We start from the raw sequence: 25,068 nt of genomic DNA, 5'->3' as shown, positions 1-25,068 counted from the left end.
TTGCGATCTCAGCGTCGCTGGCTCAGGCTGAGCACATGACAGCTACGAAGCTCGGCATCATCTGGAATCCTTCGAAGATCGACGAGGACGAATTGCGCTCCGCCGTCGAGCAGCAGCTGAAGGATGCTGACGGCGATGAGATCACGGTTCAGTGGTGGCAGACCAGCGAGGACGACCCGGGACTGGGTATGGCTCAGGAGGCCGTGCAGGCCGGTTGCACGACCGTTGTTGCCGTCGGAGGCGATGGCACTGTTCGAGCGGTAGCCGAGGCTCTTGCGGGAACAGACGTGGCGTTGGGCATCGTGCCACAAGGAACCGGAAATCTGTTGGCGCGAAACCTTGAGATTCCACTCGACGACATTCCTGCTGCACTCGAGCGCATTAGCGCGGGTGAAACGCGTCAGATCGACCTTGGATGGGTCGCCTTCAACGACGAAGAACGAGCCTTCGCCGTAATGGTGGGCTTCGGAATAGACGCGCAGATGCTGGTGGAGACTGACGATGATCTGAAGGATCGTGCCGGGTGGTTGGCGTACGTCGAAGCGATGGGGCGGGCGATGGCCGGCACCGAAATGACCGGGATCACAATGCAGATCGATGGGGGAGAGCCTCAGGATCTCAGGGGCCACACTCTACTGATCGGCAACTGCGGAATGGTGCAGGGCGGTATCCGGTTGCTGCCGGACGCGAAGATCGACGACGGAAAGCTGGATCTGCTCCTCGTGAGCGCAGACGGGGCGCTGCAGTGGCTCGACACAGCCCGCTCGTTCATCTGGGACAACGGCATCCGACGGCTCTTCAAGGGTGAGGAGCGTGCCGTGAGCACCGAGTCGACGCGGCATCTGACAGTTGCGAGCGTGAAGATCGAGCTCGAGACACCACTTGCCTTCGAGATCGATGGCGAGGAGGTCGGCGAGGTCGCGGCCTTCGAAGTGCGAGTGCAAGCGGGTGCACTGAAGGTGCACTGAAGGCCCGCCACCTGAGGTGACGGGCCTTCATAAGGTCACGTTGAATCAGACGCCGTAGTACAGCTCGAACTCGAACGGGTGCGGCCGCTGTGCGATCGGCAGGATCTCATTCTCCATCTTGTAGGAGATCCAGGTCTCGATGAGCTCCTCGGTGAAGACGCCGCCCTCGAGCAGGAACTGGTGGTCGGCGCGCAGGTCGTTGAGCGAGTCCAGCAGTGAGTTGGGCACCTGCGGGATGTTCTTGGCTTCCTCAGGTGGCAGCTCGTACAGGTCCTTGTCGATCGGCGCGAGCGGCTCGATACGGTTCTTGATGCCGTCGAGGCCAGCCATGAGCTGAGCTGCGAAGGCGAGATACGGGTTGCTCGAAGCATCCGGAACCCGGAACTCGATGCGCTTGGCCTTGGGGTTCGAACCGGTCAGCGGGATGCGGATCGCAGCCGAGCGGTTACCGGCGGAGTAAGCCAGGTTGACGGGTGCCTCGAAGCCCTTCACCAGACGGTGGTAGCTGTTCAGCGACGGGTTCGTGAACGCGAGCACGGCGTTGGCGTGCTTGAGCAGTCCGCCGATATACCAGCGGGCGATATCGCTGAGTTGGCCGTAGCCTGCCTCATCGTAGAACAACGGCTTGCCGTCGCTCCACAGTGACTGGTGCGTGTGCATGCCGGAGCCGTTGTCGCCGTACAGCGGCTTGGGCATGAACGTCACCGTCTTGCCCCACTGCTCGGCAGTGTTCTTGATGATGTACTTGAACTTCAAGATGTCATCGGCGGCGTGGACCATCGTGTCGAAACGGTAGTTGATCTCCTGCTGACCGCCGGTGCCGACCTCATGGTGTGAACGCTCCAGGGCGAACCCGGCCTCGATGAGGTTGAGGGTCATCTCATCGCGCAGATCAGCAGTCTTGTCCACCGGAGCTACGGGGAAGTATCCGCCCTTGTACGGCGTCTTGTTGCCCAGGTTCCCGCCGACCTCTTCGCGGTCGGTGTTCCAGGCGCCCTCTTCGGAGTCGACGCTGTACGAGCTGTGGTTCGAGGTCACCGAGTAGCGGACATCGTCGAAGATGTAGAACTCGGCCTCGGGGGCGAAGAATGCGGTGTCGGCGATCCCGGTGGATGCGAGGTACTTTTCGGCCTTCTTGGCGACCTGGCGCGGATCTTTTGCATAGATCTCGCCGGTGCGCGGGTTGTAGATGTCGAACAGCATCACGAGCGTCTTGGCTTCGCGGAACTGGTCCAGGTACGCGGTGGTCACGTCAGGGATGAGCTGCATGTCAGATTCGTGGATGCTGGCGAAACCCCGGATCGAGGAGCCGTCGAAGAGCTGTCCTTCGGTGAAGAACGCCTCGTCAACGGTCGACGCGGGGATGTTGAAGTGCTGCTGCACGCCGGGCAGATCGGTGAACCGGATGTCAAGGAACTTGACGTCATGCTCCTTGATGTAGCTCAGCACTTCGGACGAATCGGTGAACATGTATCACTCCTGGATGATTCGGGTTTGCGGTCTTCAGACCTTCATGAAGATTACGGGCCAGCCATTACTCGGCCGTGTCTTCTTTGTTTCCGCCATGTTACAGACCATCGGTAGACTGGATCCGTGAGTGACGCTCAGATCCTGTACCCCGGTGAGCGTCTTGGCCTCCCGAAAACCGGCAGTGGAAGCATCGGTCGTGTCGGCCGCCGACTGGCTGCACTGGCTATCGATTGGGTTGCCGCGGTGATCATCTCCGTCGCGTTCTTCGACTATGACTCGATTGCGACGCTGTTGATCTTCGCTGTGGTGCAGATCGCCTTCATCCCGACGATCGGCGGGAGCCCGGGGCACCGCATCGTCGGCTTGCGCCTGGTGATGTTGAACGGATCCTGGGTGGGGCTGTGGCGTCCGATTGTGCGCACACTGCTTCTTGTCATCATCATTCCCGCGGTGATCTGGGACCCTGACCAGCGCGGACTGCATGACAAGGCCGTGGGAACAGTACTGATTCGCGTGTGAGCTACTCGCGTCCGCGGTTGCGACGCCGTGCTTCGCGTGGAGCGCGACCGCCTAAGAACGACCGAGCGGGATCAACGATGAAGCCCCGTCGCAGCGCCTCGCGTCCGATCAGCATCCGAAACCCCATCGCATCGCGCTTGCTCAGCGTCACCTCAGAAACGACAAGCCGATCCACCAGGCGAATGGCGAGCAGCACGACGAGCCGCAGTTCAGTGTGTCCGGATGAACTGCGTACTTCGCGGCGGTCATGCAGCGGCGACTCCACGAACGTGGCATCCGCGTCGGAGTCTTGCCAGGGATTGACGCGGAAACGGACCCAGTCCTCACCCTCACGCTGGAACTCTTCGATATCGAAGGCGTGCAATGACGATGTTCGCGCGCCGGTATCGACCTTCGCCTTGATCCAATCGACTCCGGCATCGGGCAGGCTCACCCATTCACGCCATCCCGTGAGCGTGTTTGAATGAGAAGACCTATCCACTTGATACATCTTGGCAGGAAAATTTCGTGAAGCTGGCCGTACTTTCTCGCGCACCGCAGGCATACTCGACGCAGCGTCTGCGCGCCGCAGCCCTGCAGCGCGGTCACAACGTCAAAGTGCTGAACACGCTGAAGTTCGCCATCGATCTGACCGCCGACGAACCCGACCTGCATTTTCGCGGAAAGCAGCTCAGCGACTATGACGCGATCCTGCCGCGCATCGGCAGTTCGATCACGTACTTCGGCACCGCGGTGGTGCGCCAATTCGAACAGATGGACGTCTACACGCCCAATACCGCCAACGGCATCTCCAGCGCCCGCGACAAGCTGCGCGCGAATCAGATTCTGTCGCGCCACAACATCGCGATGCCGCCGACAGCGTTCGTGCGCAACCGTGCTGACGTCCGCCCTGCCATCGAGCGCGTCGGTGGCGCGCCGGTCGTGATCAAGCTGCTCGAGGGCACCCAGGGCATCGGTGTGATCCTCGCACCACAGGTCAAGGTGGCCGAGGCGATCATCGAAACGCTGCACTCGACCAAGCAGAACGTTCTGATCCAGAAGTTCATCGCCGAGAGCCGTGGCCGTGATATCCGCGCGCTCGTGGTCGGCGACCGAGTGGTCGCTGCGATGCGTCGCGTCGCGGCTGGCGATGAGTTCCGCTCAAACGTGCATCGCGGCGGCAGCGTCGAACCGGTTGAGCTGGACCCGGTCTACGAACAGGCGGCGGTGCGTTCTGCGCAGATCATGGGGCTGCGCGTCGCTGGCGTCGACATGCTCGAGGGCGACGAGGGCCCGCTGGTGATGGAGGTCAACTCCTCACCCGGACTGCAAGGAATCGAGCAGGCGACCAAGCTCGACGTCGCCGGTGCCATCATCGACTACATCGCCGCCCAGGTGGCGTTCCCGGAGATCGATGTGCGCCAGCGGCTGACCGTTTCCACCGGATACGGCGTTGCGGAGCTGCTCGTGCACAACGCCGCCGAGTTGGTCGGCCGCACGCTCGGCGAATCCGGGCTCTGGGAGCGTGACATCACCGTGCTGACGCTGCACCGGGGTGTCAGCGTGCTCCCGAACCCACGTAAGCACGTCGTTCTGGAGGCGGATGACCGCCTGCTGTGCTTCGGGAAGCTCGAGGAGATGCGCGGAATGATTCCGGAGCGTCGCCGTCGCCGTGCGAAGGTACGCCGCCTGCCGAAGCAGCCGCTCAGCTGATCGGTCCCTGAGGTCGCTCGTACTGAGCCCGCTCGTACTGAGCGAGCTTCAGTGAGTCGAAGCGATAGGTCAGCGCGGACGCTGCGCGCGAACCTTCGTCGGGTCGATGCCCTTGGGGATCGGCAGCGAGGAGAGCGACTGTGAGACCGAGTCGATGCGGCGGATGACCGCGGCGAGGGTCGTCTTGTCAATCGCCTTGGGCAGCTTCTTGATGGTCTTGGCAAGGTCCGCGATCGCCACCTCGTCCTCACCATGTCCGACGTAGAACACGTGAACCGGGACGCCATTAGCAACCCGTTGGGCCTTGGTGCGCTCTTCGTTGACGAGGCGGGTGAGTCGGCCACGTGCGCCTTCGCCGACAACGACAATGCCGCCGCGTCCGATCGCTCGGTACACGGCCTCCTGCGTCTTCGGGTTGATGCCTACAGGGGTGTCGGACGCCTGCCAGGCACGCCCGAGGCTTGAGCTCATGACATGGCCGGTGGCGCCGGGCATCCCGTCGATCTTCACGTACATTGCCTTCGTCGACAGACGAGTCATCAGGAAGAGGGATCCCAGGACACCAACCATGAGACCGGTGACGCCCCACAGCACCAGCGTCCACACCTGGAACGGCGGGATGAGGTAGCCGATGACGAGACCGAGCAGCACGCCGCCGACCAGGATCGCGATCTGCGCCCAGGGCAACCAGGGGTACACCTCACGCGTGAACCGGAAGAGGGACTTGATCTGGGAGAAGAACCCCGGACGCTTGTCGGGTTCTGGAGCGCGCTTAGCCATGGGTACAAGACTACCGAGTCCGCAGGCCTGCTTCATGCGCGTTCGCGCCAGGCGCACTGGTTACTCACATTCGACCGGGCGGCGGATCTATCCACAATCGGGCCTTTCCCGCGTTGCCGGCAGGAGCTATGCGCTGTGATGAAGTGATGACCGAACCGGATGCCGTTGCAGATCGTTCCTCGTTAGTGCCTGGGGTGCATCGAGTGATTCGTGTTGTCGACGGAAAAGAGGGTCCATTCGCCGGGCAGCTCGTCACTGGGGATGACGGGGTGGCGGTCTGCGTGGATGCTGAGGTGCTCACCGACTGGGACGGATGGGCATTCTCAGACGCCGAACACGTCTGTGGGGTGATCGATGTTCGGCGCCGCATCAACGGTCATGATGCGCTACTGCCGTGGTGCACGCAGCGTGTCGAGGCATTTCTGGGCCGCAGGATGGTGGCTGAGGCTCCGCTCACGGCGGGCGAATTGGGAACGCTCGTCGTGAGTCTGCTTCGTGGAATGCGTGAACTGGGAAACGCGGCGGCCGATGCGACCGGAGAATGGTGGCTGACCGGTGACGGGCGCCCGCTGTTCGTGCTCGGAGCCGGGGGAGTGGCTCGCGCGGCCTCGGCAGCGCTGACAGACCGGGTGGCTGAGCACAGCGCAGATCGGGCCACCACGCGCGTTCTCGAAGAGATAGCCACCTCACTGCGCCAACCTCGCCATCACATCGACGACGACCACCGCTGGGAGGAGCAGCTGTTCGCGATGGCAGCACCCCGCGCACTGCGCCTGGATGTATTCGCACCGGAGCGTGTGGTGGACGTCGGCGTGCGCCGCCTGCCGAGGGTTCCCGTGGAACACCCCGGTAGCCGGCACTCGAGAAGTGAAACACGCCGTGCGCGATCGGAAGATCGTCCGCGCGGGGTTGTCAGTGCTGTGGTGCGCACGATAGGCCAGCAGGTCCATGCCGCTATCGAGCGATTCGGTCCCGCGGATGACAGGGTGAAGGGCGCCAGGGTGGGCGCTGTGACTGCAGCCGATCCGAGACAGGCCCCGACGAAGTCACGCAAACGTCCGCTCATTCTGGCGGGCTCGCTGGCGGCAATGGTGCTGGCTGTGGGATTGATGTGGCCGAGCGGCGAGAAACCGGACGATGCGAATGCGATGGTGCCGATCGCCACGAGTACACCGCCTGCAGCGGGGGAATCGCCAGCGTCGAGCGAAGCGTCTCCTCCGGAGGCCGAAACGGCGCCGCCGGCTGAGGGGCCCCCGACTGAGGCGCCGCCAGCTGAGGCGCCCCCGAATTCCGAGAAGCCGCCGAACGATGCCGGGGCTGTTGCCGCCGTACCGGCTCTGCTCGATGAGATCCGCGAATGCGTGGATGCCGCAGCGGACAGCTGCCCGTCGGCGACAGCTGAGGGAACAGTGGTGCCGACCGATGGCATCGCGAGCCTGGGGTCAACTGCGAGCACAGCCGCGCTGGTCGACGACTACGGGGACGTTGCCGTGGTCAGGCTCACACCGGTGGAGGAGGGAGACCAGCTGGAGCAGATGCTGGTGCTTGAACGCAGAAACGAAAGCTGGCTGGTGCGCGACGTATATGACGTCGCGCACCAGCCAGCGTAGGTACTACTCGTGCTTAGGCTCCGAGGTCTCCCGCGAAGTTCGCAGCCTCGAGACGTGCCTTGACCGCTCCGAGGAAGCGAGCAGCGTCCGCGCCGTCAACGATGCGGTGATCGTAGGACAACGCGAGGTACACGTACGAGCGAATCGCGATCGCCTCAGCGCCGTCGACCTTCACCAGGCCGGGACGCTTGACGACCGTGCCGGTTCCGAGAATCGCAGACTGCGGCAGGAACACGACTGGCGTGTCGAACAGCGCGCCACGTGAGCCCGTGTTGGTCAGCGTGAACGTGCCACCGGACAGCTCATCGGGCTTCAGCTTGTTGTCGCGGGTGCGAGCAGCAAGGTCGGCGATCTCGTGAGCGATCTCCGCGATGTTCTTCGTCGCAGCGTCGCGCAGCACCGGGGTGAGCAGGCCACGCTCGGTGTCGACCGCGATCGAGAGGTTCTCTGTTGCCGGGTAGACGATGTTCTCGCCCTCGACAGTCGAGTTCACGATCGGGAAGGCCTGCAGAGCCTCGGAAGCTGCCAGAGCGAAGAACGGCAGGAAGGAGAGTTTGTCTCCCGTCTTCTTGAGGAACTCAGCCTTGACGCTCTCGCGGTAGTTGGCGAGGTTGGTGACGTCGACCTCGACCACTGTGGTGAGCTGGGCCGTCTGCTGCATCGACTCGACCGCGCGCTTGGCAAGAACCTTGCGCAGGCGCGACATCGGCTGGGTCGTGCCACGCAGCGGGGAGACCTCAAGCGGCGCAGGCGCCGGAGCCGCAGCGGGAGCGGCGCTCTGCGATGCTGCAGCCTGGAGGACGTCTTCCTTGCGGATGCGTCCACCCACTCCAGAACCGGTCACGGTTGCCAGGTCGACGCCCTGCTGAGTCGCCAGACGACGAACCAGCGGGGTGACGTACTTGATCTGCTCGTTGTCAGCAGCAGGTGCGGCGGCGGGAACGGGTGCAGCGGCAGGTGCGGCGGGTGCAGCAGGAGCTGCGACGGGCGCCGGAGCAGCAGGCGCAGGAGCGGCAGCGGCAGGCGCGGGAGCAGCAGGTGCCGGTGCCGGTGTGGCCGGTGCCGGTGCGGCCGGTGCCTCGGCAGCGGGCGCTTCGGCGGCGGGCGCCGGAGCAGCAGCTGCCGCGCCGGAGCCGACACGTGCGAGCACGCTGCCGACGGCGATCGTCTCGTCTTCAGCAGCGAGGATCTCCTGCAGGACGCCGGCCACCGGCGACGGGATCTCGGTGTCGACCTTGTCGGTCGAGATCTCGAGCAGCGGTTCGTCCACCGCGACGTCATCACCGACCTGCTTCAGCCAGCGCGTGACGGTGCCCTCAGTGACGCTCTCGCCGAGCTCGGGGAGAACGACGTCGGTGGCGTCGCCAGCGGGGGCAGCCTCAGCGGCCGGAGCCGCAGCCGCCGGAGCCGGAGCCGCAGCCGCCGGAGCAGCCTCAGCCGGTGCAGCCTCAGCCGGTGCAGCCTCGGCCGGTGCGGCTTCAGCAGGTGCTTCAGCAGGTGCGGCCTCAGCCGGTGCTGCCGAGCTGCCGTCACCGATCTTGGCGAGAACAGCGCCGACCTCGACGGTCTCGTCTTCGGCGACCATAATCTCTTCGATCACGCCGGAGACAGGCGAGGGGATCTCGGTATCGACCTTGTCGGTCGAGATCTCGAGCAGGCCTTCGTCCGCCTGAACGGTGTCTCCCACCTGCTTCAGCCAGCGGGTGACCGTACCCTCTGTGACGCTCTCACCGAGAGCGGGGAGGACCACGGATGTGCTCATGACGGAGTCTCCTTCAAGAATGTTTGTGACGTATTCAGCTTAGTGACCCTGACACCGATTGGTGTTCAGAGAGCGTGCAATGGTTTTCCGGCGAGCGCGAGGAACGCTTCGCCCAGGGCCTCGCCCTGCGTGGGGTGCGCATGAATGAGCGGGGCAATGTCTTCGGGGTGTGCCTCCCAAGCGACGGCGAGTTGACCCTCAGTGATGAGTTCTCCGACCCGATCGCCGAGAAGGTGCATACCTACGATAGGCCCGTCCTTCAGTCGTACGACCTTGACGAGGCCGCTCGTGCCGATGATCTCGCTCTTGCCGTTACCTGCGAGGTTGTACTCATAGGATACGACCGCGTCCGCGCCATGCTCGCCAATGGCGGCTTCCTCAGTCACTCCGACCGAAGCGACCTCCGGGTTGCAGTAGGTGATCTTCGGGATCTGCGACTCCGGAATTGGCGCGGGCGTGAGCCCCGCGATTCGCTCCGCGACGGCGATGCCCTGCAGGAAACCGCGGTGCGCGAGTTGAAGTCCGGGCACGATGTCACCGACTGCCCAAACGCCAGGCACGTTGGTGCGTAGCTCCTGGTCAGTCGTAACGAAGCCGCGGTCGAGCGTGATGCCGGCCGCTTCGAAACCGAGGTCGGCTGTGGCGGGGCCACGTCCAACCGCGACCAGCAGATAGTCGCCGGTGAAGGTCTTTCCGTCTTCGAGCGTGACGGTCACGCTGGAGTCATCCTGCGTTGCCGTCTGGAACCGCGTACCCAGTGAGTACTTGATCCCGCGACGACGGAACGCCCGTTCCAACCCCTTGCTCAACGCGATGTCCTCGTTGGGTACGAGATGAGGCAGCGCCTCGATAATGGTGACTTCCGCGCCGAAGGATCGCCACACACTGGCGAACTCGACACCGATGACACCGCCACCGAGCACAAGAACCTGCTGGGGAATGACTTCCAGCTCCAGCGCCTGCTCGCTGGTCAGGATGCGTCCACCGATCTCCAGGCCGGGCAACGAGCGGCTGTAAGACCCGGTGGCGAGTACGACATCCGTGCCCGCATACACATCATCACCAACGCTGACCGTGCGGTCCTCGTTGAGACGACCGGTGCCGGCGACCGTGGTGATGCCGCGAGCCTTGATCAAGCCCTCCAGCCCCTTGAACTTCTTCGCGACGATATTCTCGCGGTAGGTGCGCACACCGCCGGCATCGACGCCCTCGAAAGTGGCGCTGACACCGACGGATGCGGCATCGCGCACGTGATCGGCGACCTCGGCTGCGTGCAGCAGCGCCTTCGTCGGGATGCATCCACGATGAAGGCAGGTACCACCCACCTTGTCCTTCTCAATGAGAGCGACGCTCTTGCCGAGCTCTGCAGCCCGCAGGGCAGCGGCGTATCCGCCGCTGCCACCACCGAGGACGACGATGTCGAAGGTGTGCGTGGTCATCATGCCTCCTTGGCTGCAGCCTCTGCGTACGCGACGAGCGAGCGAACGGTGGCACCCGTTGCGCCCTTGTCGGTGAACCCGAACGGTGCACTGGCGTGCTCGGCGGAACCGGCGACATCGAGGTGCACCCACGGAATGCGCGGAGCATCCCCAGCCTCACTGGTGCGGCCGATGAAACGCTGCAGGAACAGCCCCGCGAACATTGAACCACCAGCGCGATCGCTCATGTTCGCGTTGATCATGTCGGCGATGGGGGAGTCGAGTGAATCCTCCATGTACGCCGGTAGCGGCAGTGCCCAGGCCAGCTCACCGACTGACTCAGCAGCGGCGAGGTAGTCGGCGACGGCGTCATCGTCGCCCATGACACCGGTGTGACGGTGTCCGAGCGCGACGAGGATCGCGCCGGTGAGCGTTGCGACATCGAAGATCACATCGGGATTCTCGCGGCTCGCGGCCACCAGGCCATCGGCGAGAACGAGACGGCCTTCAGCGTCGGTGTTCAGCACCTCGACGGTTGTACCGTCGAGCATCCGCAGAACATCGCCGGGGCGCGTGGCCTTACCGGAGGGCATGTTGTCCGTGATGCACATCCACGCGGTGACCCGCACCGGAATCTTCAACGCGGCGATGGCGCGAATGGTGGCGAGCACGGTGGCGGCACCGGCCATGTCGAACTTCATCCCCACCATGCTGGCGGCCGGCTTGAGCGAGAGGCCGCCGGTGTCGAACGTGATTCCCTTGCCGACCAGTGCGATATGGCGACCTGCGTCAGCCGGGGCGTAATCCAGGCGGACCACGCGAGGCGGGCGATCGGAGCCCTGTGCGACTCCGAGGACACCGCCGAAGCCCTGTTCTGCGAGGTCGGACTCGTCGAGAACCGTGACCGTGACATCAAGGCCGGCGACAGCGTCGACGGCGCTCTGCGCGAGATCGGCGGGACTCTGCCATTCGGCCGGGACGGTGACCAGGTCCTTGACGAGCGCGAGAGCATCACCGAGCGTCTGAGCACGAGCGATGTCGGCGTCGGAGAGCGTGGAGCTGTGCACGCTGACCGCAGCTGCGCGGGTCTTGCCCGGCTTTGCCTGGTAAGCGTCGAATCGGTAACCGCCGAAGACGGCGCCCTCGGCAGCAGCCGCGGAATGCTCAGCCAGCGGCCCGGCGAGAGCGAGCGACACGCTATCGAACCCGGTCAATGAACGCAGTGCCACTCCGGCGGCATCGCGCACGGATGCCGCATTTGCGGCGGACCCGGCACCGACGACGGCGAAAGGGAGCGTGGTCACCTCCGGCAGATACACACGGGCGAATGCGGACGCGGCACCGGTGAACCCGATGCTGGCGAGAAGATCGGCAAGGCCGGGGAAGGCGTCCAGAGCCTCGGGGAACGCGGTGGTGTCCGGAACGATGAGCGCTGCTGCGTCGGCAGCACTCCCGGGGAATGGATCTGTTGTGTGCGAGAGCGCAGGAAGCGACATGCCTCCATCCTAAGCGCGTGTGCACCCACCTCCTCCAGTTCTGTTCGCTGTGAGCTAGACACAGCCCCGCTGTCTCCGCCTGCTCGTAGCATGGGAGCATGCCCGTCTCCGGAGAGCTTTACGAACGCGTCTCGAACGCCCCCGCTGTTACGCAGGGACTCCCACTCGTGATCCTGCTCACGGGGTTCACCGATGCAGGCAGCGCGGTCTCCGGACTGATTGACCATCTGCGCGACGTCACCGATCCGCAACCGATCGTCGTGTTCGATAATGACGTGCTTCTCGACTATCGGGCTCGTCGTCCGATCTTCGTCTTCGAGCAGGATCACCTCTCCGAGTTCCGGCCCGCCCGACTGGAGCTGTCGTTGGCGCATGACACCCTGGGTCAGCAGTTCCTCCTGCTCGCCGGATACGAACCCGATTTCTCCTGGAACGCCTTCACCCAGGTGGTGCTCGACCTGGCAGAAGAGTTCGGCGTCTCCGGGGTGAGCTGGGTGCATTCCATCGCGATGCCCGTCCCGCACACTCGACCGATCAGCACGACCGTCAGCGGAAACCGCAAGGAACTCACGGCGAGCCTGTCGGTGTGGCGGCCGCGCACGCAGCTCCCGGCGACCGCCGGGCACCTGCTCGAGTACCGGTTTGCCCAGCGCGGGGATCGTGTCGTCGGATTCGTGCTGTTGGTTCCGCATTACCTCGCAGAGACAGAGAACCCGGACGCGGTCATTGCTGCCGCCGACCGCGTGATGAGTTCAACGGGCATCGTGCTGGGACTCGACGATCTTCGGGAAAGCCGCCAGGAGTACCTCGGCAAAGTGAACGACCAAGTTGAGACCAACGACGAGCTGCGCCAGATGGTGCAGACACTGGAGAGCCGCTACGACGCGTACATGGCCGGCCGCAATCCTGATGGCGCCGACCACTTCGATGAGGGCGGGTTCGACGAGCGGGACCTGCCCAGCGCGGATGAACTCGCAGCCGAACTCGAGCGGTATCTGGCCACTCGTCCTCCCGGAGATGACGACAAGCGCTCACGATCCTGACTTCCTCGATCCCGATGCATCCGGATCGCTGATCATATGCGATACTGGTTATCTGACCCGTTGTCAATCGTCCGCCGTCAGGCAGACGGCTTGACAAGGGTCTTACTAGTGTCCGAAATGTCCCGGGGTAGGAATTGCTACCCCGTGAAAGGCGAAACGTGACTCCTGCCGCGACCAAGAACTCCCGGACGACCAAGATGACCGAAGCTGCTGACGTCGACGTCAACGTCGTCGAACCCGAAGAGACCGCGCCAGCGGCGAAGAAGCCGGCTGCCAAGAAGGCTCCCGCCAAGAAGGTGGCTGCTGAGAAGGCTCCCGCGAAGAAGGCCCCTGCGAAGAAGGCGCCGGTCAAGCGCAAGAAGGCTGCTGACCCGGTCGACGAAGCGCAGGCCGAGCCAGAAGTTGTCGACGAGGTCGATGACGAAGACAACAAGAAGCCTGCGTTCACCGAGCCGCTTCCCACCGGCGCTATCGTGCTGTCCTCGAAGGACGAGGACGATGTTCCGGTTTACTCGACGCAGATCACCGGTGCTACTGCCGACCCGGTCAAGGACTACCTGAAGCAGATCGGTAAGGTCGCACTGCTGAACGCCGCCGAAGAGGTGGAGCTTGCGATGCGTATCGAAGCCGGCCTGTTCGCCGAAGAGAAACTGTCGGATATGACGCCGGCTGAGAAGACCGGCCAGCTCGGCCTCGACCTCCAATGGGTCGCCCGCGACGGACAGCGCGCAAAGAGCCACCTGCTCGGCGCCAACCTCCGTCTGGTCGTCTCCCTGGCTAAGCGCTACACCGGCCGCGGCATGCAGTTCCTCGATCTCATTCAGGAAGGAAACCTGGGTCTGATCCGTGCGGTCGAGAAGTTCGACTACACCAAGGGCTTCAAGTTCTCGACCTATGCCACGTGGTGGATTCGTCAGGCGATCACCCGTGCGATGGCCGATCAGGCCCGTACCATCCGCATCCCGGTGCACATGGTCGAGGTCATCAACAAGCTCGCTCGTGTGCAGCGCCAGATGCTGCAGGACCTGGGCCGCGAGCCCACGCCGGAAGAGCTCAGCCGCGAGCTCGACATGACTCCGGAGAAGGTCGTGGAGGTGCAGAAGTACGGTCGCGAACCGATTTCGCTGCACACCCCGCTCGGCGAAGATGGCGACAGTGAGTTCGGTGACCTCATTGAGGACACCGAGGCTGTCGTTCCTGCCGACGCGGTTGGCTTCACGATGCTGCAGCGCCAGCTCGAGCAGCTTCTGGATTCGCTCTCCGAGCGTGAGGCCGGCGTGATTCGCATGCGCTTCGGCCTCGGCGACGGTCAGCCCAAGACGCTCGACCAGATCGGTGACACCTTCGGCGTGACGCGTGAGCGGATCCGCCAGATCGAGTCGAAGACGATGGCGAAGCTGCGCCACCCGAGCCGCTCGCAGTCGCTGCGCGACTACCTCGAATGAGTCAGGCGAACGACGGTAAGGCGCTCGAAACGAGCGTCGACGGCAAGCAGTACGCGCGCATCCCGCTGCGTACCCGTGTCGTCATGCCCGGTGATGATCTCGATGCGATCATCACCGAGTACGCGTCAGCAGCTGTCGAACCCGGAGATCTGCTGTTCGTCACGGAGAAGATCGTCGCGATCACTCAGGGACGCTCTTTCCGCCTCGACGAGATCAAACCGCGCAAGCTCGCGCTGTTCCTGTCGAAGTACGTCACACGCACGCCGTACGGCATCGGTCTCGGCATGCCCGAGACGATGGAAATGGCGCTGCGAGAGTGCGGCACGCCGCGCATCCTGTTCGCCTCCGCGGTCGCAGCCGTGACCAAGGCGTTCGGACGGAAGGGTGACTTCTACCGCATTGCCGGTGACAAGGCCCGCGCGATCGACGGACCGACGAAGAACACCATCCCGCCCTATAACGAGGCGGTCGTGCTCGGACCGACAGATCCGGCCGGAGTGTCCGCGCATCTGAAGCAGCTGATCGGCGGGACCGCTGAGGTCGCCGTCGTCGATATCAACGATCTCGGTGGCAACATCCTCGGGTCAACCCTCGACAAGGCTGGTGAGCAGCGCCTCCTTCAGGTCCTCGGCGACAACCCGCTCGGGCAAGGACACCAGTCCACCCCGCTCGGCATCGTCCGCGAGGTCTGACCAACAGACACGTGAAAAGAGGCCCGGATGCTCGCATCCGGGCCTCTTTTCCGTTGGGCGACGGCTTCGCTTAGAACCCGATGACCTGCTGGTAGCGCGGTTTGTGACCGGTGCGGATGCCGCTGACGCTCGGCTTGTTCTCATAGACACCGCAGCCCCAGTTGCCCTCGACAAGGACGGGGCCATCGGGGGAGACGACAATATCCCAACCGACGTACTGAATCTGCGGGACGACGCGGGCCACCTCATCGATGAACTCGCGCACCTTGTCCATATGTGGCAGTTGGAAATCGGCGATACGGAACCCGGAGTCCGGATGCACCTCGTGCACGTGGCCGTGCGAGTCGTAGCCCGCGCTCACTGCGTGGCCGTTCTCGTCGAGCATCGTGTAGAAACCGCCGAAAGTCATCTGGTCGCTGACCTCGCCGCGGCCGAATTTCTGCGCCATCGCGAGGATGTGGGCCTTCTCGCCATCGAAGAAAGCCGTGATACGCGTGGTGTTGACGGTGCCGGGGCAAACAGCGGCGAGATCTTCGTGCTGACGGATGACCTCTTCGATCAGCAGTTCTCCGCGCGAGAGAAGTCCGCGGTGGAACTCGACCCAGTCCTCGACATCCGCCGCGTAGTAGCGGTGCACGCCGGTGCCAGCCTGTCCGACGGGTTCCTTGGTGACGATCGTTCCCAGACGCTGAGCGAACTCGCGCACAGCGTCGGAGTTGCCCTCCTCGACGATCATCCAGTCGCGGTGCAGGTACTGAGAGAACTGCTTGTCGAATTCGACCTTGTCCTGGAAAATCCAACGATAATCGGGGTGGTCGTACTTCTGCGACAGCTCGTTCGACACCGGATGCGTCATGAACGTCGCACGCTCGGCGCGATTGAGCATGGCGAAGTCATAGTCGATGTAATCCTGGAAGCCGACGTTGTGCCGACCCGCCGACCACAGCATGTCGACGACGATCCGCGGGACCGCCTTGCCGTGCTGCTTCGACGCCTCCCTGGCACGCTCGAAGACCGCGCCGACGTCAATGCGTCGGGCACGTTCGATCACGTAGCTGATGCGGGTCGCGAGAGAAAGGCGTGACATGGAACTCCGAGGGTTGGGGATACCCCAGTCTACGGTGGCGCACCGGAGAAGACGGTGAGCGAAGCTAGTGTGGAGGGTGTGAGTGAGACGACTTCCAGCTCAGCGACACGTGTTCTGATTTCGCGCTCCGCATTGGCTGAGGCCGCGGTGGCTGCCGTCGCAGCCGGTGGGTCTGTGGCAGACCTTCGCGGCGACGCCTACGGCCATGGCACACTCCGGGTCGCGCGAGCGGTGACAGTTGCTGGCGCACGCAGGGTCGTTGTGGATTCCGCAACGGAGGTCGCGCTGCTGGCCGGCGAAGGCATCAGCGCAGCAGCATCCGGCACTGCCGATATCGACCCGGGCGTGCTCTACGGCATCCGTGATGGCGAGCAAGCAACCCGCACGCCCCCACTGCGCCTACTCGGGAGCATCCTCTCAACGAAAATTCTGCACGCAGGCGATGCCGTTTCTTACGGCTACACCTACCGTGCGCCCTCCGTTCGCACGGTCGCCCTGGTGACCGGTGGCTACGCGCAGGGAATCGTCCGTGCACTGGGAAACCATGCCCAGGTCGAGATCAACGGCGAGCTGTGCCCGATCATCGGCCGTGTTGCGATGGATGTCTGCGTTGTAGACCTAGGCGATTCAGACGCTGCGGCCGGCTCCGATGTGACCTACTTCGGAGGCAGCGGCCCGGCGGCGCATCAACTGAGTCAGTGGGCCGCAGTGACTGGCATGTCAGCGGCAGAGCTGCTCACGGTCGCGGCCAGCCACGCCGTACGGGAAGAGGAAGCCTGATGCGCCCAACGCTGCACATTTCACACGCGCAGTTTCTGCACAACATCGATGTGGTCCGCGCGCGCATCGCGCCCTCGGCACTGATGCTGGTGATGAAGGACGACGCCTACGGGCACGGTATCGATTGGGCGGTGGATGCTGCCGCCAGCGCGGACGTCCGCTGGTACGGCTCCTACGACGTGCGTACCGGGCTTCGTATCCGTACGCGCCTCGCAGGGCGAGCAGGACGAGTATTCGCCTGGGCGACGTCTGTGGCAGGCGAAGTCGAAGCAGCGCTGCGGGCAGAGATCGACCTCGGCGTCGGGACGCTCGAGTACCTGCGGCTGGTGATCGAGGCCGCCGAGCGGCTCGGCATCTGCGCGCGCGTACACCTGAAGATCGATACCGGACTGCATCGCAACGGCATTCGCTCGGAGGACTGGCCCGAGGCGGTGGCCCTCGCGCGTACGGCTGAAATCGCGGGCCGAGTGGCCGTGGTGGGCGTCTGGAGCCACCTTGCTGAAGCTAGCGATGCGGAAGACGATGACGCCCAGTCGGTTTTTCTCGATGCGGTTGACGTGCTTCGCGCGAGCGGCTCGAATCCCGAGGTCTTGCACCTCACTGCTTCTGCGGCGTCGTGGTGGCGTCCGGCATTGCGCGGATCGTTGTCGCGCGTGGGCGCTTTCTGCTTCGGCATCCGATCCGCGGACGGTCCCGATCTCGATGGCATTCGCCCCATCAGCGCGCTGAGCGCACCGGTTCTGGAGATCCGCGACGACCACGCGCTCGTCGGCATCGGAGCCTTCCACGGGTTGCCGTCCACGCTAGCTGGGATCACCGTGGGCACCGCCGGGGGAGCACGCGAACTGCGTCGCGTCGACGAGACCACCTCTCAGGTAGCACTGTGGCCGGGAGCCGCTCTCGGAGACGACGTGTGGATTCTCGGGCCGGGGGACAGCGGGGAGTCCTCAGCAACGACACTCGCCGAGCGGATCGACACCGTCGGGGAAGAAATAATCACCCGCCTCACCCCAGGGGTGCGACGGGTGATTGAAGACTGAGTGGCTTAGACGGCGTCGACGAGGCGTGCTGTCTCGTCATGCCATGTGGTAGCCACGCTGCGGAGCTTCTCTTCGTACTTGCGACCATGGTGGGCGCAGAAGAGCAACTCGGAGCCACTGACCTCTGCGGCGATATACGCCTGAGCTCCGCATGAGTCGCAACGATCTGCGGCGCTCAGACGATACTCGACAGTGGAGGTCTCACGTTCGGTTGTAGCGTTCATCTCGGTGCCTCCTCGGGTGTCGGCTTCAGGTGGAATGTGCTCAATACAACCACGAACACCTCGTAGTCATGCCCGGAAGACGGCGTGTTTCGCTCCGGGCGTACCTGCACCGCGCGCACCTGCGACGAGTAGGAGTGTCTGCGCGGCTGCGCTGGGGCAGAAGAATAGAATGGGGGATTGTGACCGCCGAGTATTCCGCCCATCATCTTCAGGTGCTTGAAGGGCTCGAAGCAGTCCGGAAGCGCCCCGGCATGTACATCGGATCGAACGGGTCTCCCGGGCTGATGCACTGCCTCTGGGAGATCATCGACAACGCGGTGGACGAGGCGGTCGGCGGGAACGGCAATCAGATCGAGATCGTTCTGCACGCCGATGGCAGCGTGGAGGTTCACGACCAGGGGCGAGGCATCCCCGTCGATGTCGAACCGCGCACCGGTCTCACGGGCGTCGAAGTGGTGTTCACAAAGCTCCACGCCGGAGGAAAGTTCGGCGGTGGCTCGTACGCAGCTTCCGGCGGACTGCACGGTGTCGGAGCATCCGTCGTCAACGCGCTCTCCGAGCGCCTCGATGTCGAGGTCGATCGCGGCGGCAAAACCTACGCGATGTCGTTCCACCGTGGCGAGCCCGGTGTCTTCGCGGACTCGGGTGAGAAGCGACCGGATGCCCCTTTCACGCCGTTCCAGAAGAGCAGCGAGCTGCGCGTCGTCGGCAAGACGAAACGCGGGGTGACCGGCACGCGGGTGCGGTACTGGGCCGACCGACAGATCTTCACGAAGGACGCGGCTTTCCAACTGGAAGAGCTGGAAACGCGGGCACGCCAGACGGCATTCCTCGTTCCCGGCCTGGAACTGGTCATCCGCGACGCGCGCGGCGAAGAGAACAATGTCACCTCGCACAAGTATGAGGGCGGAATCTCCGAGTTCGTCGACTATCTGGCAACGGATGCCCCGATCACCGACACCTGGCGAATCCAGGGTGAGGGGACGTTCACAGAGACGGTTCCCGTGTTGCAGGCGAACGGCACAATGGCCTCCACCGAGGTGGAGCGTGTCTGCCGCGTCGACATCGCGATGCGCTGGGGCACCGGCTATGAGACGACAACGCGATCGTTCGTCAACATCATCGCAACGCCGAAGGGCGGTACGCACCAGCAGGGATTCGAGCAGGAACTCCTGAAGGTGCTGCGGGCGCAGATCGAGCAGAATTCGCGACGGCTGAAGGTCGGCAACGACAAGGTCGAGAAGGACGATGTGCAGGCCGGGCTGACGGCTGTGCTGACTGTCGAGGTGCCCGAACCGCAGTTCGAGGGGCAGACGAAGGAAGTCCTGGGTACGCCGGCCGTGCGGCAGGTCGTCGCTCAGGTGCTGCGCAAAGAGCTGGGCGCGCGCTTCAGCTCGACCAAACGCGACGATAAGAACCAGGCGAGCCAACTGCTGGACAAGGTCGTCTCCGAGATGAAGGCGCGCGTATCTGCGCGCGCTCACAAAGAGACCCAGCGTCGAAAGAACGCCCTAGAGTCGTCTTCGCTGCCGGCCAAACTCGTCGACTGCCGTTCCAAAGATCTGGATCGCAGCGAACTGTTCATCGTCGAGGGGGACTCGGCGCTGGGGACCGCCCGACGCGCCCGCGACAGCGAGATCCAGGCGCTGCTGCCGATCCGCGGCAAGATTCTGAACGTCCAACGCGCCTCGATCGCGGACATGCTCAACAACGCGGAATGCGCGGCCATCATCCAGGTGATCGGTGCGGGTTCCGGACGCTCGTTCGATATTGATTCGGCGCGGTACGGCAAGGTGATTCTGATGAGCGACGCCGACGTTGACGGCGCGCACATTCGCACGCTGCTGCTGACGCTGTTCTTCCGCTACATGCGGCCGCTGATCGAAGCGGGTCGCGTTTTTGCTGCGGTGCCGCCGCTGCACCGCGTGATCGTAATGAACCCGGGCTCCAAGCCGAACGAGACTATCTACACATACTCAGAGCAGGAGCTGCACACGCTGCTGGCGAAGCTTCGCAAGACGAACAAGCGCTGGCACGAGCCGATCCAGCGGTATAAGGGTCTCGGCGAGATGGATGCCGATCAGCTGGCAACCACCACGATGGACAAGTCTGGGCGGCTGCTTCGTCGGGTGCGCATGGAGGATGCTGAGGCAGCAGGCCGAGTATTCGAACTGCTGATGGGCAACGAAGTTGCTCCGCGTCGGGAATTCATCATCGACTCATCAGATCAGCTGTCGCGTGAGGCAATCGACGCCTGAGGTCAGATGATCGGGCGGCCGATCGAGCCGATTACACCGTCGATCGGCTGACCGGAGGCATCACGCTTCGACAGCGTCTCCGGCAGCTTGCGCACGGCGCCGTCGGTGCCGACCGCGTATGCGGGTGCCGCACCGACCCAGGCGACCGTCAGCCGATCCTCGCCCTTCAAGAACGAGTGCGCACGAACGCCTCCGGTCGCGCGGCCCTTCGCCGGGAACTCCGCGAAGGACGAGACCTTAGCGCGTCCCGGATCCGTGCCGGGGATCACACCCTCAGCCCCCGAGACGGTTGCGACGGTGATGTCATCCAGATCAGTGGTGACGCCGAAGAACAGGACGGAAGCACCGGCGGCGAGCTTGATGCCGGCCATACCGGATGCTGGTGCCCCCTGTGGCCGCACAGTGGATGCTGGGAAGTGCAGAAGTCGAGCATCCGTGGTCAAGAACACGACACTCGTGTCTTCTGGGGCAGACACCGCGCCGACAAGCGTGTCACCGGACTTGAGTCCGATGACTTCCAGTTCTTGCCGGACTGCCAGCGACGCGGGGACGATTCTCTTCACCGTTCCCTGCGCCGTGCCGAGCGCGACGGGAGTCTCGGTGGTGAGGTCGATGAGCGCAACGACCTTCTCTGAGCGTGATGTGATTCCGAGGTAGTCGCGGAGGGGAGTGCCAGCAGCCAGCTGGACAGAAGTCCCGGGGACAGACGGAAGATCCACGGGAGAGAAGCGCAGCAGACGTCCGGTGCTTGTGATCGCACCTGCCTCGCCACGAACCGTTCCCGACACCGTCGAGAGGATCGCATCGTGTTTACTGCGCCGTGCGGGACGGCTCAGCTCCTGGCCCTCAGCGAGATCCACCCGGACGGCACGTCCGGTGGTCGACAGGGCGATGATCGTGGGAGCATCCGCGATCTGCAGATCTGCTTCACCTGCCTTCGCGCGACGAGGCGCGGCGGGCTTCGCGTTCATGAGCAGGGTGCGGCGCGGAGTGCCGTAGGCCTCGGCTGCGGCATCCAATTCTTTCGCGACCTGAGCACGCAACAGCGCCGGGCTGCTCAGCAGTTCTTGAAGCTGGGCGATCTCCGCCTGCAGTGCATCGCGCTCGGCCTCGAGCTCGACACGGGAGAATTTCGTCAGCCGACGCAGGCGCAGCTCGAGAATGTACTCGGCCTGTGCCTCGGAGAGATCGAACACTGATCGAAGGCGTGCACGGGCCTGCTCAGAGTCATCGGACGAACGAATGACCTGGATGACCTCGTCGATGTCGAGAATCGCGATGAGCAGGCCCTCAACCAGGTGCAGCCGCTCTTGTCGGCGTGCCAAACGGTATCGACTCCGACGAGTCACCACCTCGAGCCGGTGCCCGACGTAGACGCTGAGCATCTCCTTGAGGCCGAGCGTGCGGGGCTGGCCCTCGACGAGGGCGACATTGTTGATGTTGAAGGAGTCTTCCAACGGCGTCAGCCGGTAGAGCTGCTCAAGCACCGCGTTCGGATCGAAACCGGTCTTGATGCCGATCGCGACGCGCAGACCGTGTTGGCGGTCGGTGAGGTCGTTGACATCGCTGATGCCCTGCAGCTTCTTGGCCTGCACGGCATCGCGGATCTTCTCGATCAGTCGCTCCGGGCCCACCATATAGGGCAGTTCGGTGACGATGATTCCGGTGCGGCGCGGTCCGATCGGCTCGATCGACACCTTGCCGCGCACCTTGAACGCGCCGCGGCCGTTCGTGTACGCGTCCTTGATGCCATCGAGCCCCATGATGATGGCTCCGCAGGGGAAATCAGGGCCGGGCACGAATTCCATGAGCTCGTCGAGAGTGGCATCCGGATGTTCGAGAAGATGGGCCGCTGCCGCCACGACCTCGTTGAGGTTGTGTGGGGCCATGTTCGTCGCCATGCCGACTGCGATGCCACTGGCACCGTTGACGAGCAGATTGGGGAACGCGGCGGGAAGCACAGCTGGCTGCTGGAACTGGCCATCGTAGTTGGGCACGAAATCGACGACATCTTCGTCGAGATTCTCGGTCAGCGCGAGAGAAGAGGGGGCGAGACGCGCCTCGGTGTAACGGGATGCTGCGGGGCCATCATCGAGTGAACCGAAGTTTCCGTGTCCGTCGACCAACGGCACGCGCAGCGCGAAGTCCTGCGACAGGCGCACGAGAGCGTCATAGATCGCTGAATCGCCGTGCGGGTGCAACTTTCCCATGACCTCGCCGACGACGCGGGCACTCTTCACATGGCCGCGGTCGGGTCGGAGCCCCATCTCTGCCATCTGGTAGAGGATGCGCCGTTGCACGGGCTTGAGCCCATCGCGAGCGTCCGGAAGCGCGCGGGAGTAGATGACCGAGTAGGCGTACTCGAGAAAAGATCCCTGCATCTCATCGGACAGATTGATGTCCTGGATGCGCTCCTCGACGGGCTCGGCAGATTCGGTGCGGGGCATGAACTTCCTGGGGACGATGCTGGGCCTGTGAAAGACTGGCTCGGATGCCTCCCATTCTACCGACCACGCCCCCCACAGCTCGGATTCTGAGCGGGGTGGCGGGCGACCTGCTCGCGTCGCTGCGCGGCGCGGAGGGCGCGTTGCCGGCAGCGCGCTCCGTTGTGGTCGTCGTCATTGACGGACTCGGCGCGATCCAGCTGCGCGCACACGCCGGGCATGCCCGGCACCTGACCGCAGGGCTTGGCAAGAAAGACGTGGCGTATTCCGTATTTCCCACCACGACGGCTGCGGCCTTGACCAGTCTGCTGACCGGTGTCGACCCCGGAGTGCACGGTCTGGTCGGATACCAGGTGCTGGACCGCTCCCGCGACGTGCTGGTCAATCAGCTCTCCGGCTGGGAAAGCGACGGAATCGATCCGCTGCAGTGGCAGCCAACGCCGACGGTCTTCGAGCAGGCTGCAGCGAGCGGCTACCCCAGTTATGCCGTCGGCGTTGGAGCCTACGCGAACAGTGGATTCACAAGAGCAACACTGCGTGGAGCCACGTTCGTCGCGGCGAAAACCCCCGCCGAGCGCGTGGCTGTCGCGTATCAGCTTGCCGCCGACACGCCGGGAACGCTCGTCTACTGCTATCTGCCGGAGGTCGACAAAGCGGGCCACCGCTATGGCGTCGACTCGGCCGAGTGGATTGCGGCACTGGAAGAGATCGATGCGGCACTCGCCCTGGCCGCGCCTCGTCACGTAGGCGTGCTGATCACGGCAGATCACGGGATGATTGATGTACCCGCACACCGGCAGATCGTGCTGGATGACGGTGATCCGCGGTTCGAGGGCATTCGTCATATCGGCGGCGAGCCGCGCATGTTGCACGTGTATCTGGAAGCGGATGCTGATCCCGCCGCTGTCGTGGACTGCTGGAGGCAACTCTGCGAAGGCACTGCTGACGTGTTCAGCCGCGCTGAGGCAAAGGCCGCGGGGTTGTTCGGTCCGACGGTCGGCGAGGCGGCATCAGCACGGATCGGGGACATCCTGGTGATCGCCCGCGGAAACCGCGCCTTCTACGACGGAACGGCCGCGGATCAGCGTGCACGCACAATGATCGGACAGCATGGCGCGCTGACGCCGGAGGAACGCCTGGTTCCCTACGTCAAGCGCGGTGCTTTCGCCGCCGCTCGCTGATCTGGATCAGTCGTCGGTGCGGGCGCCGAAGACGATCTCGTCCCAGGACGGCATCGCATTGCGACGCTTTCGCCGAGCGGGGGTGTCTGCGGAGCGTTCCTGAGGAGCAGGTGCCGGTGCGGGTTCCGGTTCTGGATCAGGATCGGCGGCAGCCTCAGGTGCGAGAGCATCGAAGAGTGCGATTGGTTCGGAACTCTTCGAAGGTGCGATCACCTCGCCGTCGTCATCGATCAGAGGCGCGCTCTCGCGCTGGCCGCGCCGGCGACGAAGCGCCTCGAGCAGGTCAGCGGTTTCAGCGCTGGTCGTGGACTGATCGGGTGCCCGTTTGATCGCGGCTTGCTGCGCCGCGCTGTTCGACCGCTCAGGCGCCACGGGCTCGTCGGGCTCGGCATCGGGCTTCGGCAGAAGACGTGGCCCGAATGCGCCGGAGTCGAAGCGGCTGTCGTCCTTGTACGGCGACTCGACACGCTCGCTCTCGACCGCGCGGAGGCGGGGGATCAGCCCGTCGGGAAGCGAACCCTGTCGAGAGAGCTGCGTGGCATCAGAGTTCAGCGGCGAGAGAGAACTGCGTCGCGGGTCGAAGCTCCAGCGAGCGTCGTGGCTCACCTCGTTCGCGAGGAACTCCAGCTTGACGATCCATCCGGACTCGTCTTTCCAGCTTGCCCAGCGCTCATCGGATGCTTCCAACTCAGCGAGCTTGCCGCGGATGGCGACTCCGAAAGTGGGCTGCGCATCTGGTTCGACCTCGCTGCCAATGAGTACGGGGACGGCGAGGGCCTGCCCGATGATGTGCTCGCGTTCCGCGAGAACCGGTCCTTCGAAGCGGGAGACATCGTCGAGTCCGATGCCGAGAAGCTCTGCTACCTCCGTCGCGGACAGACCGGAACGGATGTGGGTCTGGATCTCGCGCGGGCTTACGGTGACCCGTGAGGTCTCCTCGGCGCCCCGCCGACGGGCGCGACGGATCTCGCGCTGCAGTACATCGTCGATGGCGAGGGCGAATCGTTCGCCCGAACCGGTGGCGAGGATCAGCAGGTCGTCTTCGGTACCGACGATCGTGACGTTTTCCATGCGAATGCCCCTCTGAATGGGTGTTCTCCAATGGTGTCATGCGTGTGGCGCGGGAGGCGGGAATACCCTGGGCGCGCCGTCAGTTTGA

21 protein-coding genes are annotated in these 25,068 nt (G+C 64.2%); 11 read left to right on the top strand and 10 right to left on the bottom strand.

Going from position 1 to position 25,068, the window contains the following annotated elements; genetic code table 11:
• Positions 1–35 precede the first annotated feature (35 nt).
• The gene (locus ACW5CM_RS07665; RefSeq protein WP_457124685.1) at positions 36–968 is read left to right on the top strand and encodes a diacylglycerol/lipid kinase family protein; all 933 of its coding nucleotides are present in this window, start codon (positions 36–38) and stop codon (positions 966–968) included.
• Between the two features lie 45 nt (positions 969–1,013).
• Here the strand turns inward: ACW5CM_RS07665 and glnA are convergent, their stop codons facing one another.
• Positions 1,014–2,438 carry a type I glutamate--ammonia ligase gene (gene glnA / locus ACW5CM_RS07660; RefSeq protein ID WP_438254419.1) on the bottom strand — a complete coding sequence of 475 codons (1,425 nt, stop codon included), beginning with the start codon at positions 2,436–2,438 and terminating at the stop codon, positions 1,014–1,016.
• A 123-nt stretch (positions 2,439–2,561) separates the two neighbouring features.
• On the opposite strand from glnA, the gene ACW5CM_RS07655 reads away from it, so the two are divergent.
• Positions 2,562–2,957: an RDD family protein gene (locus ACW5CM_RS07655; protein WP_457124684.1), complete on the top strand. Its 396-nt coding sequence runs from the start codon at positions 2,562–2,564 to the stop codon at positions 2,955–2,957.
• Between the two features lies 1 nt (position 2,958).
• Here the strand turns inward: ACW5CM_RS07655 and ACW5CM_RS07650 are convergent, their stop codons facing one another.
• A complete protein-coding gene (locus ACW5CM_RS07650) occupies positions 2,959–3,447 on the bottom strand; it encodes an ATP-dependent zinc protease family protein (protein WP_438254421.1) in 489 nt (162 codons plus the stop codon).
• 17 nt (positions 3,448–3,464) lie between these two features.
• On the opposite strand from ACW5CM_RS07650, the gene ACW5CM_RS07645 reads away from it, so the two are divergent.
• On the top strand, positions 3,465–4,649 hold the full coding sequence (locus tag ACW5CM_RS07645) for a RimK family alpha-L-glutamate ligase (RefSeq protein WP_457124683.1): 1,185 nt from the start codon (positions 3,465–3,467) through the stop codon (positions 4,647–4,649).
• Between the two features lie 69 nt (positions 4,650–4,718).
• Here ACW5CM_RS07645 and ACW5CM_RS07640 read toward each other — a convergent pair whose 3' ends face one another.
• Positions 4,719–5,429 carry a DUF4191 family protein gene (locus ACW5CM_RS07640; RefSeq protein ID WP_438254424.1) on the bottom strand — a complete coding sequence of 237 codons (711 nt, stop codon included), beginning with the start codon at positions 5,427–5,429 and terminating at the stop codon, positions 4,719–4,721.
• A gap of 146 nt (positions 5,430–5,575) precedes the next feature.
• Here ACW5CM_RS07640 and ACW5CM_RS07635 point away from each other — a divergent pair, with 146 nt between their 5' ends.
• Complete coding sequence (locus ACW5CM_RS07635) at positions 5,576–7,039, top strand: hypothetical protein (protein ID WP_457124682.1); 1,464 nt, start codon at positions 5,576–5,578, stop codon at positions 7,037–7,039.
• A 13-nt stretch (positions 7,040–7,052) separates the two neighbouring features.
• On the opposite strand, the gene sucB is transcribed toward ACW5CM_RS07635, so the two are convergent.
• From sucB to ACW5CM_RS07620, 3 genes are all read right to left on the bottom strand, one after another.
• Positions 7,053–8,801: a 2-oxoglutarate dehydrogenase, E2 component, dihydrolipoamide succinyltransferase gene (gene sucB / locus ACW5CM_RS07630; RefSeq protein ID WP_457124681.1), complete on the bottom strand. Its 1,749-nt coding sequence runs from the start codon at positions 8,799–8,801 to the stop codon at positions 7,053–7,055.
• A 65-nt stretch (positions 8,802–8,866) separates the two neighbouring features.
• Positions 8,867–10,240 (bottom strand): dihydrolipoyl dehydrogenase, encoded by a 1,374-nt coding sequence (gene lpdA / locus ACW5CM_RS07625; protein WP_457124680.1) that lies wholly within the window; start codon positions 10,238–10,240, stop codon positions 8,867–8,869.
• On the bottom strand, positions 10,240–11,715 hold the full coding sequence (locus tag ACW5CM_RS07620) for a leucyl aminopeptidase (protein ID WP_457124679.1): 1,476 nt from the start codon (positions 11,713–11,715) through the stop codon (positions 10,240–10,242). Before ACW5CM_RS07620 ends, lpdA begins: the two co-directional genes overlap by 1 nt.
• A gap of 98 nt (positions 11,716–11,813) precedes the next feature.
• On the opposite strand from ACW5CM_RS07620, the gene ACW5CM_RS07615 reads away from it, so the two are divergent.
• From ACW5CM_RS07615 to ACW5CM_RS07605, 3 genes are all read left to right on the top strand, one after another.
• A complete protein-coding gene (locus ACW5CM_RS07615) occupies positions 11,814–12,758 on the top strand; it encodes a proteasome assembly chaperone family protein (RefSeq protein ID WP_457124678.1) in 945 nt (314 codons plus the stop codon).
• Positions 12,759–12,916: 158 nt separating this feature from the next.
• Positions 12,917–14,203 (top strand): RNA polymerase sigma factor, encoded by a 1,287-nt coding sequence (locus ACW5CM_RS07610; protein WP_457124677.1) that lies wholly within the window; start codon positions 12,917–12,919, stop codon positions 14,201–14,203.
• Positions 14,200–14,895 (top strand): coenzyme F420-0:L-glutamate ligase, encoded by a 696-nt coding sequence (locus tag ACW5CM_RS07605; RefSeq protein ID WP_439254532.1) that lies wholly within the window; start codon positions 14,200–14,202, stop codon positions 14,893–14,895. The genes ACW5CM_RS07610 and ACW5CM_RS07605 overlap by 4 nt, the downstream gene beginning before the upstream one ends.
• A 70-nt stretch (positions 14,896–14,965) precedes the next feature.
• Here ACW5CM_RS07605 and ACW5CM_RS07600 read toward each other — a convergent pair whose 3' ends face one another.
• On the bottom strand, positions 14,966–15,982 hold the full coding sequence (locus tag ACW5CM_RS07600) for a sugar-transfer associated ATP-grasp domain-containing protein (protein WP_457124676.1): 1,017 nt from the start codon (positions 15,980–15,982) through the stop codon (positions 14,966–14,968).
• Between the two features lie 78 nt (positions 15,983–16,060).
• Here ACW5CM_RS07600 and ACW5CM_RS07595 point away from each other — a divergent pair, with 78 nt between their 5' ends.
• Together ACW5CM_RS07595 and ACW5CM_RS07590 are read left to right on the top strand one after the other, a co-directional pair.
• Entirely contained in the window at positions 16,061–16,762 is a 702-nt protein-coding gene (locus ACW5CM_RS07595) for an alanine racemase (RefSeq protein WP_457124675.1), read from the top strand.
• Complete coding sequence (locus ACW5CM_RS07590) at positions 16,762–17,802, top strand: alanine racemase (protein WP_439254536.1); 1,041 nt, start codon at positions 16,762–16,764, stop codon at positions 17,800–17,802. Before ACW5CM_RS07595 ends, ACW5CM_RS07590 begins: the two co-directional genes overlap by 1 nt.
• 5 nt (positions 17,803–17,807) lie before the next feature.
• On the opposite strand, the gene ACW5CM_RS07585 is transcribed toward ACW5CM_RS07590, so the two are convergent.
• The gene (locus ACW5CM_RS07585; protein ID WP_438254438.1) at positions 17,808–18,026 is read right to left on the bottom strand and encodes a DUF7455 domain-containing protein; all 219 of its coding nucleotides are present in this window, start codon (positions 18,024–18,026) and stop codon (positions 17,808–17,810) included.
• 179 nt (positions 18,027–18,205) lie between these two features.
• Between ACW5CM_RS07585 and ACW5CM_RS07580 the strand changes: the two genes are divergently transcribed.
• Positions 18,206–20,284 carry a DNA gyrase/topoisomerase IV subunit B gene (locus tag ACW5CM_RS07580; protein ID WP_439254537.1) on the top strand — a complete coding sequence of 693 codons (2,079 nt, stop codon included), beginning with the start codon at positions 18,206–18,208 and terminating at the stop codon, positions 20,282–20,284.
• 2 nt (positions 20,285–20,286) lie between these two features.
• On the opposite strand, the gene ACW5CM_RS07575 is transcribed toward ACW5CM_RS07580, so the two are convergent.
• Positions 20,287–22,731: a DNA gyrase/topoisomerase IV subunit A gene (locus ACW5CM_RS07575; protein ID WP_439254538.1), complete on the bottom strand. Its 2,445-nt coding sequence runs from the start codon at positions 22,729–22,731 to the stop codon at positions 20,287–20,289.
• 44 nt (positions 22,732–22,775) lie between these two features.
• Here ACW5CM_RS07575 and ACW5CM_RS07570 point away from each other — a divergent pair, with 44 nt between their 5' ends.
• Complete coding sequence (locus ACW5CM_RS07570) at positions 22,776–23,909, top strand: alkaline phosphatase family protein (protein ID WP_457124674.1); 1,134 nt, start codon at positions 22,776–22,778, stop codon at positions 23,907–23,909.
• Between the two features lie 6 nt (positions 23,910–23,915).
• On the opposite strand, the gene sepH is transcribed toward ACW5CM_RS07570, so the two are convergent.
• Positions 23,916–24,980, bottom strand: a complete 1,065-nt coding sequence (gene sepH / locus ACW5CM_RS07565; RefSeq protein ID WP_438254443.1) for a septation protein SepH — start codon at positions 24,978–24,980, stop codon at positions 23,916–23,918.
• Between the last annotated feature and the right edge of the window lie 88 nt (positions 24,981–25,068).

The organism is Microbacterium wangyouchuni (genome assembly GCF_054072595.1).
This window is presented reverse-complemented; position numbering and strand designations above follow the sequence as displayed.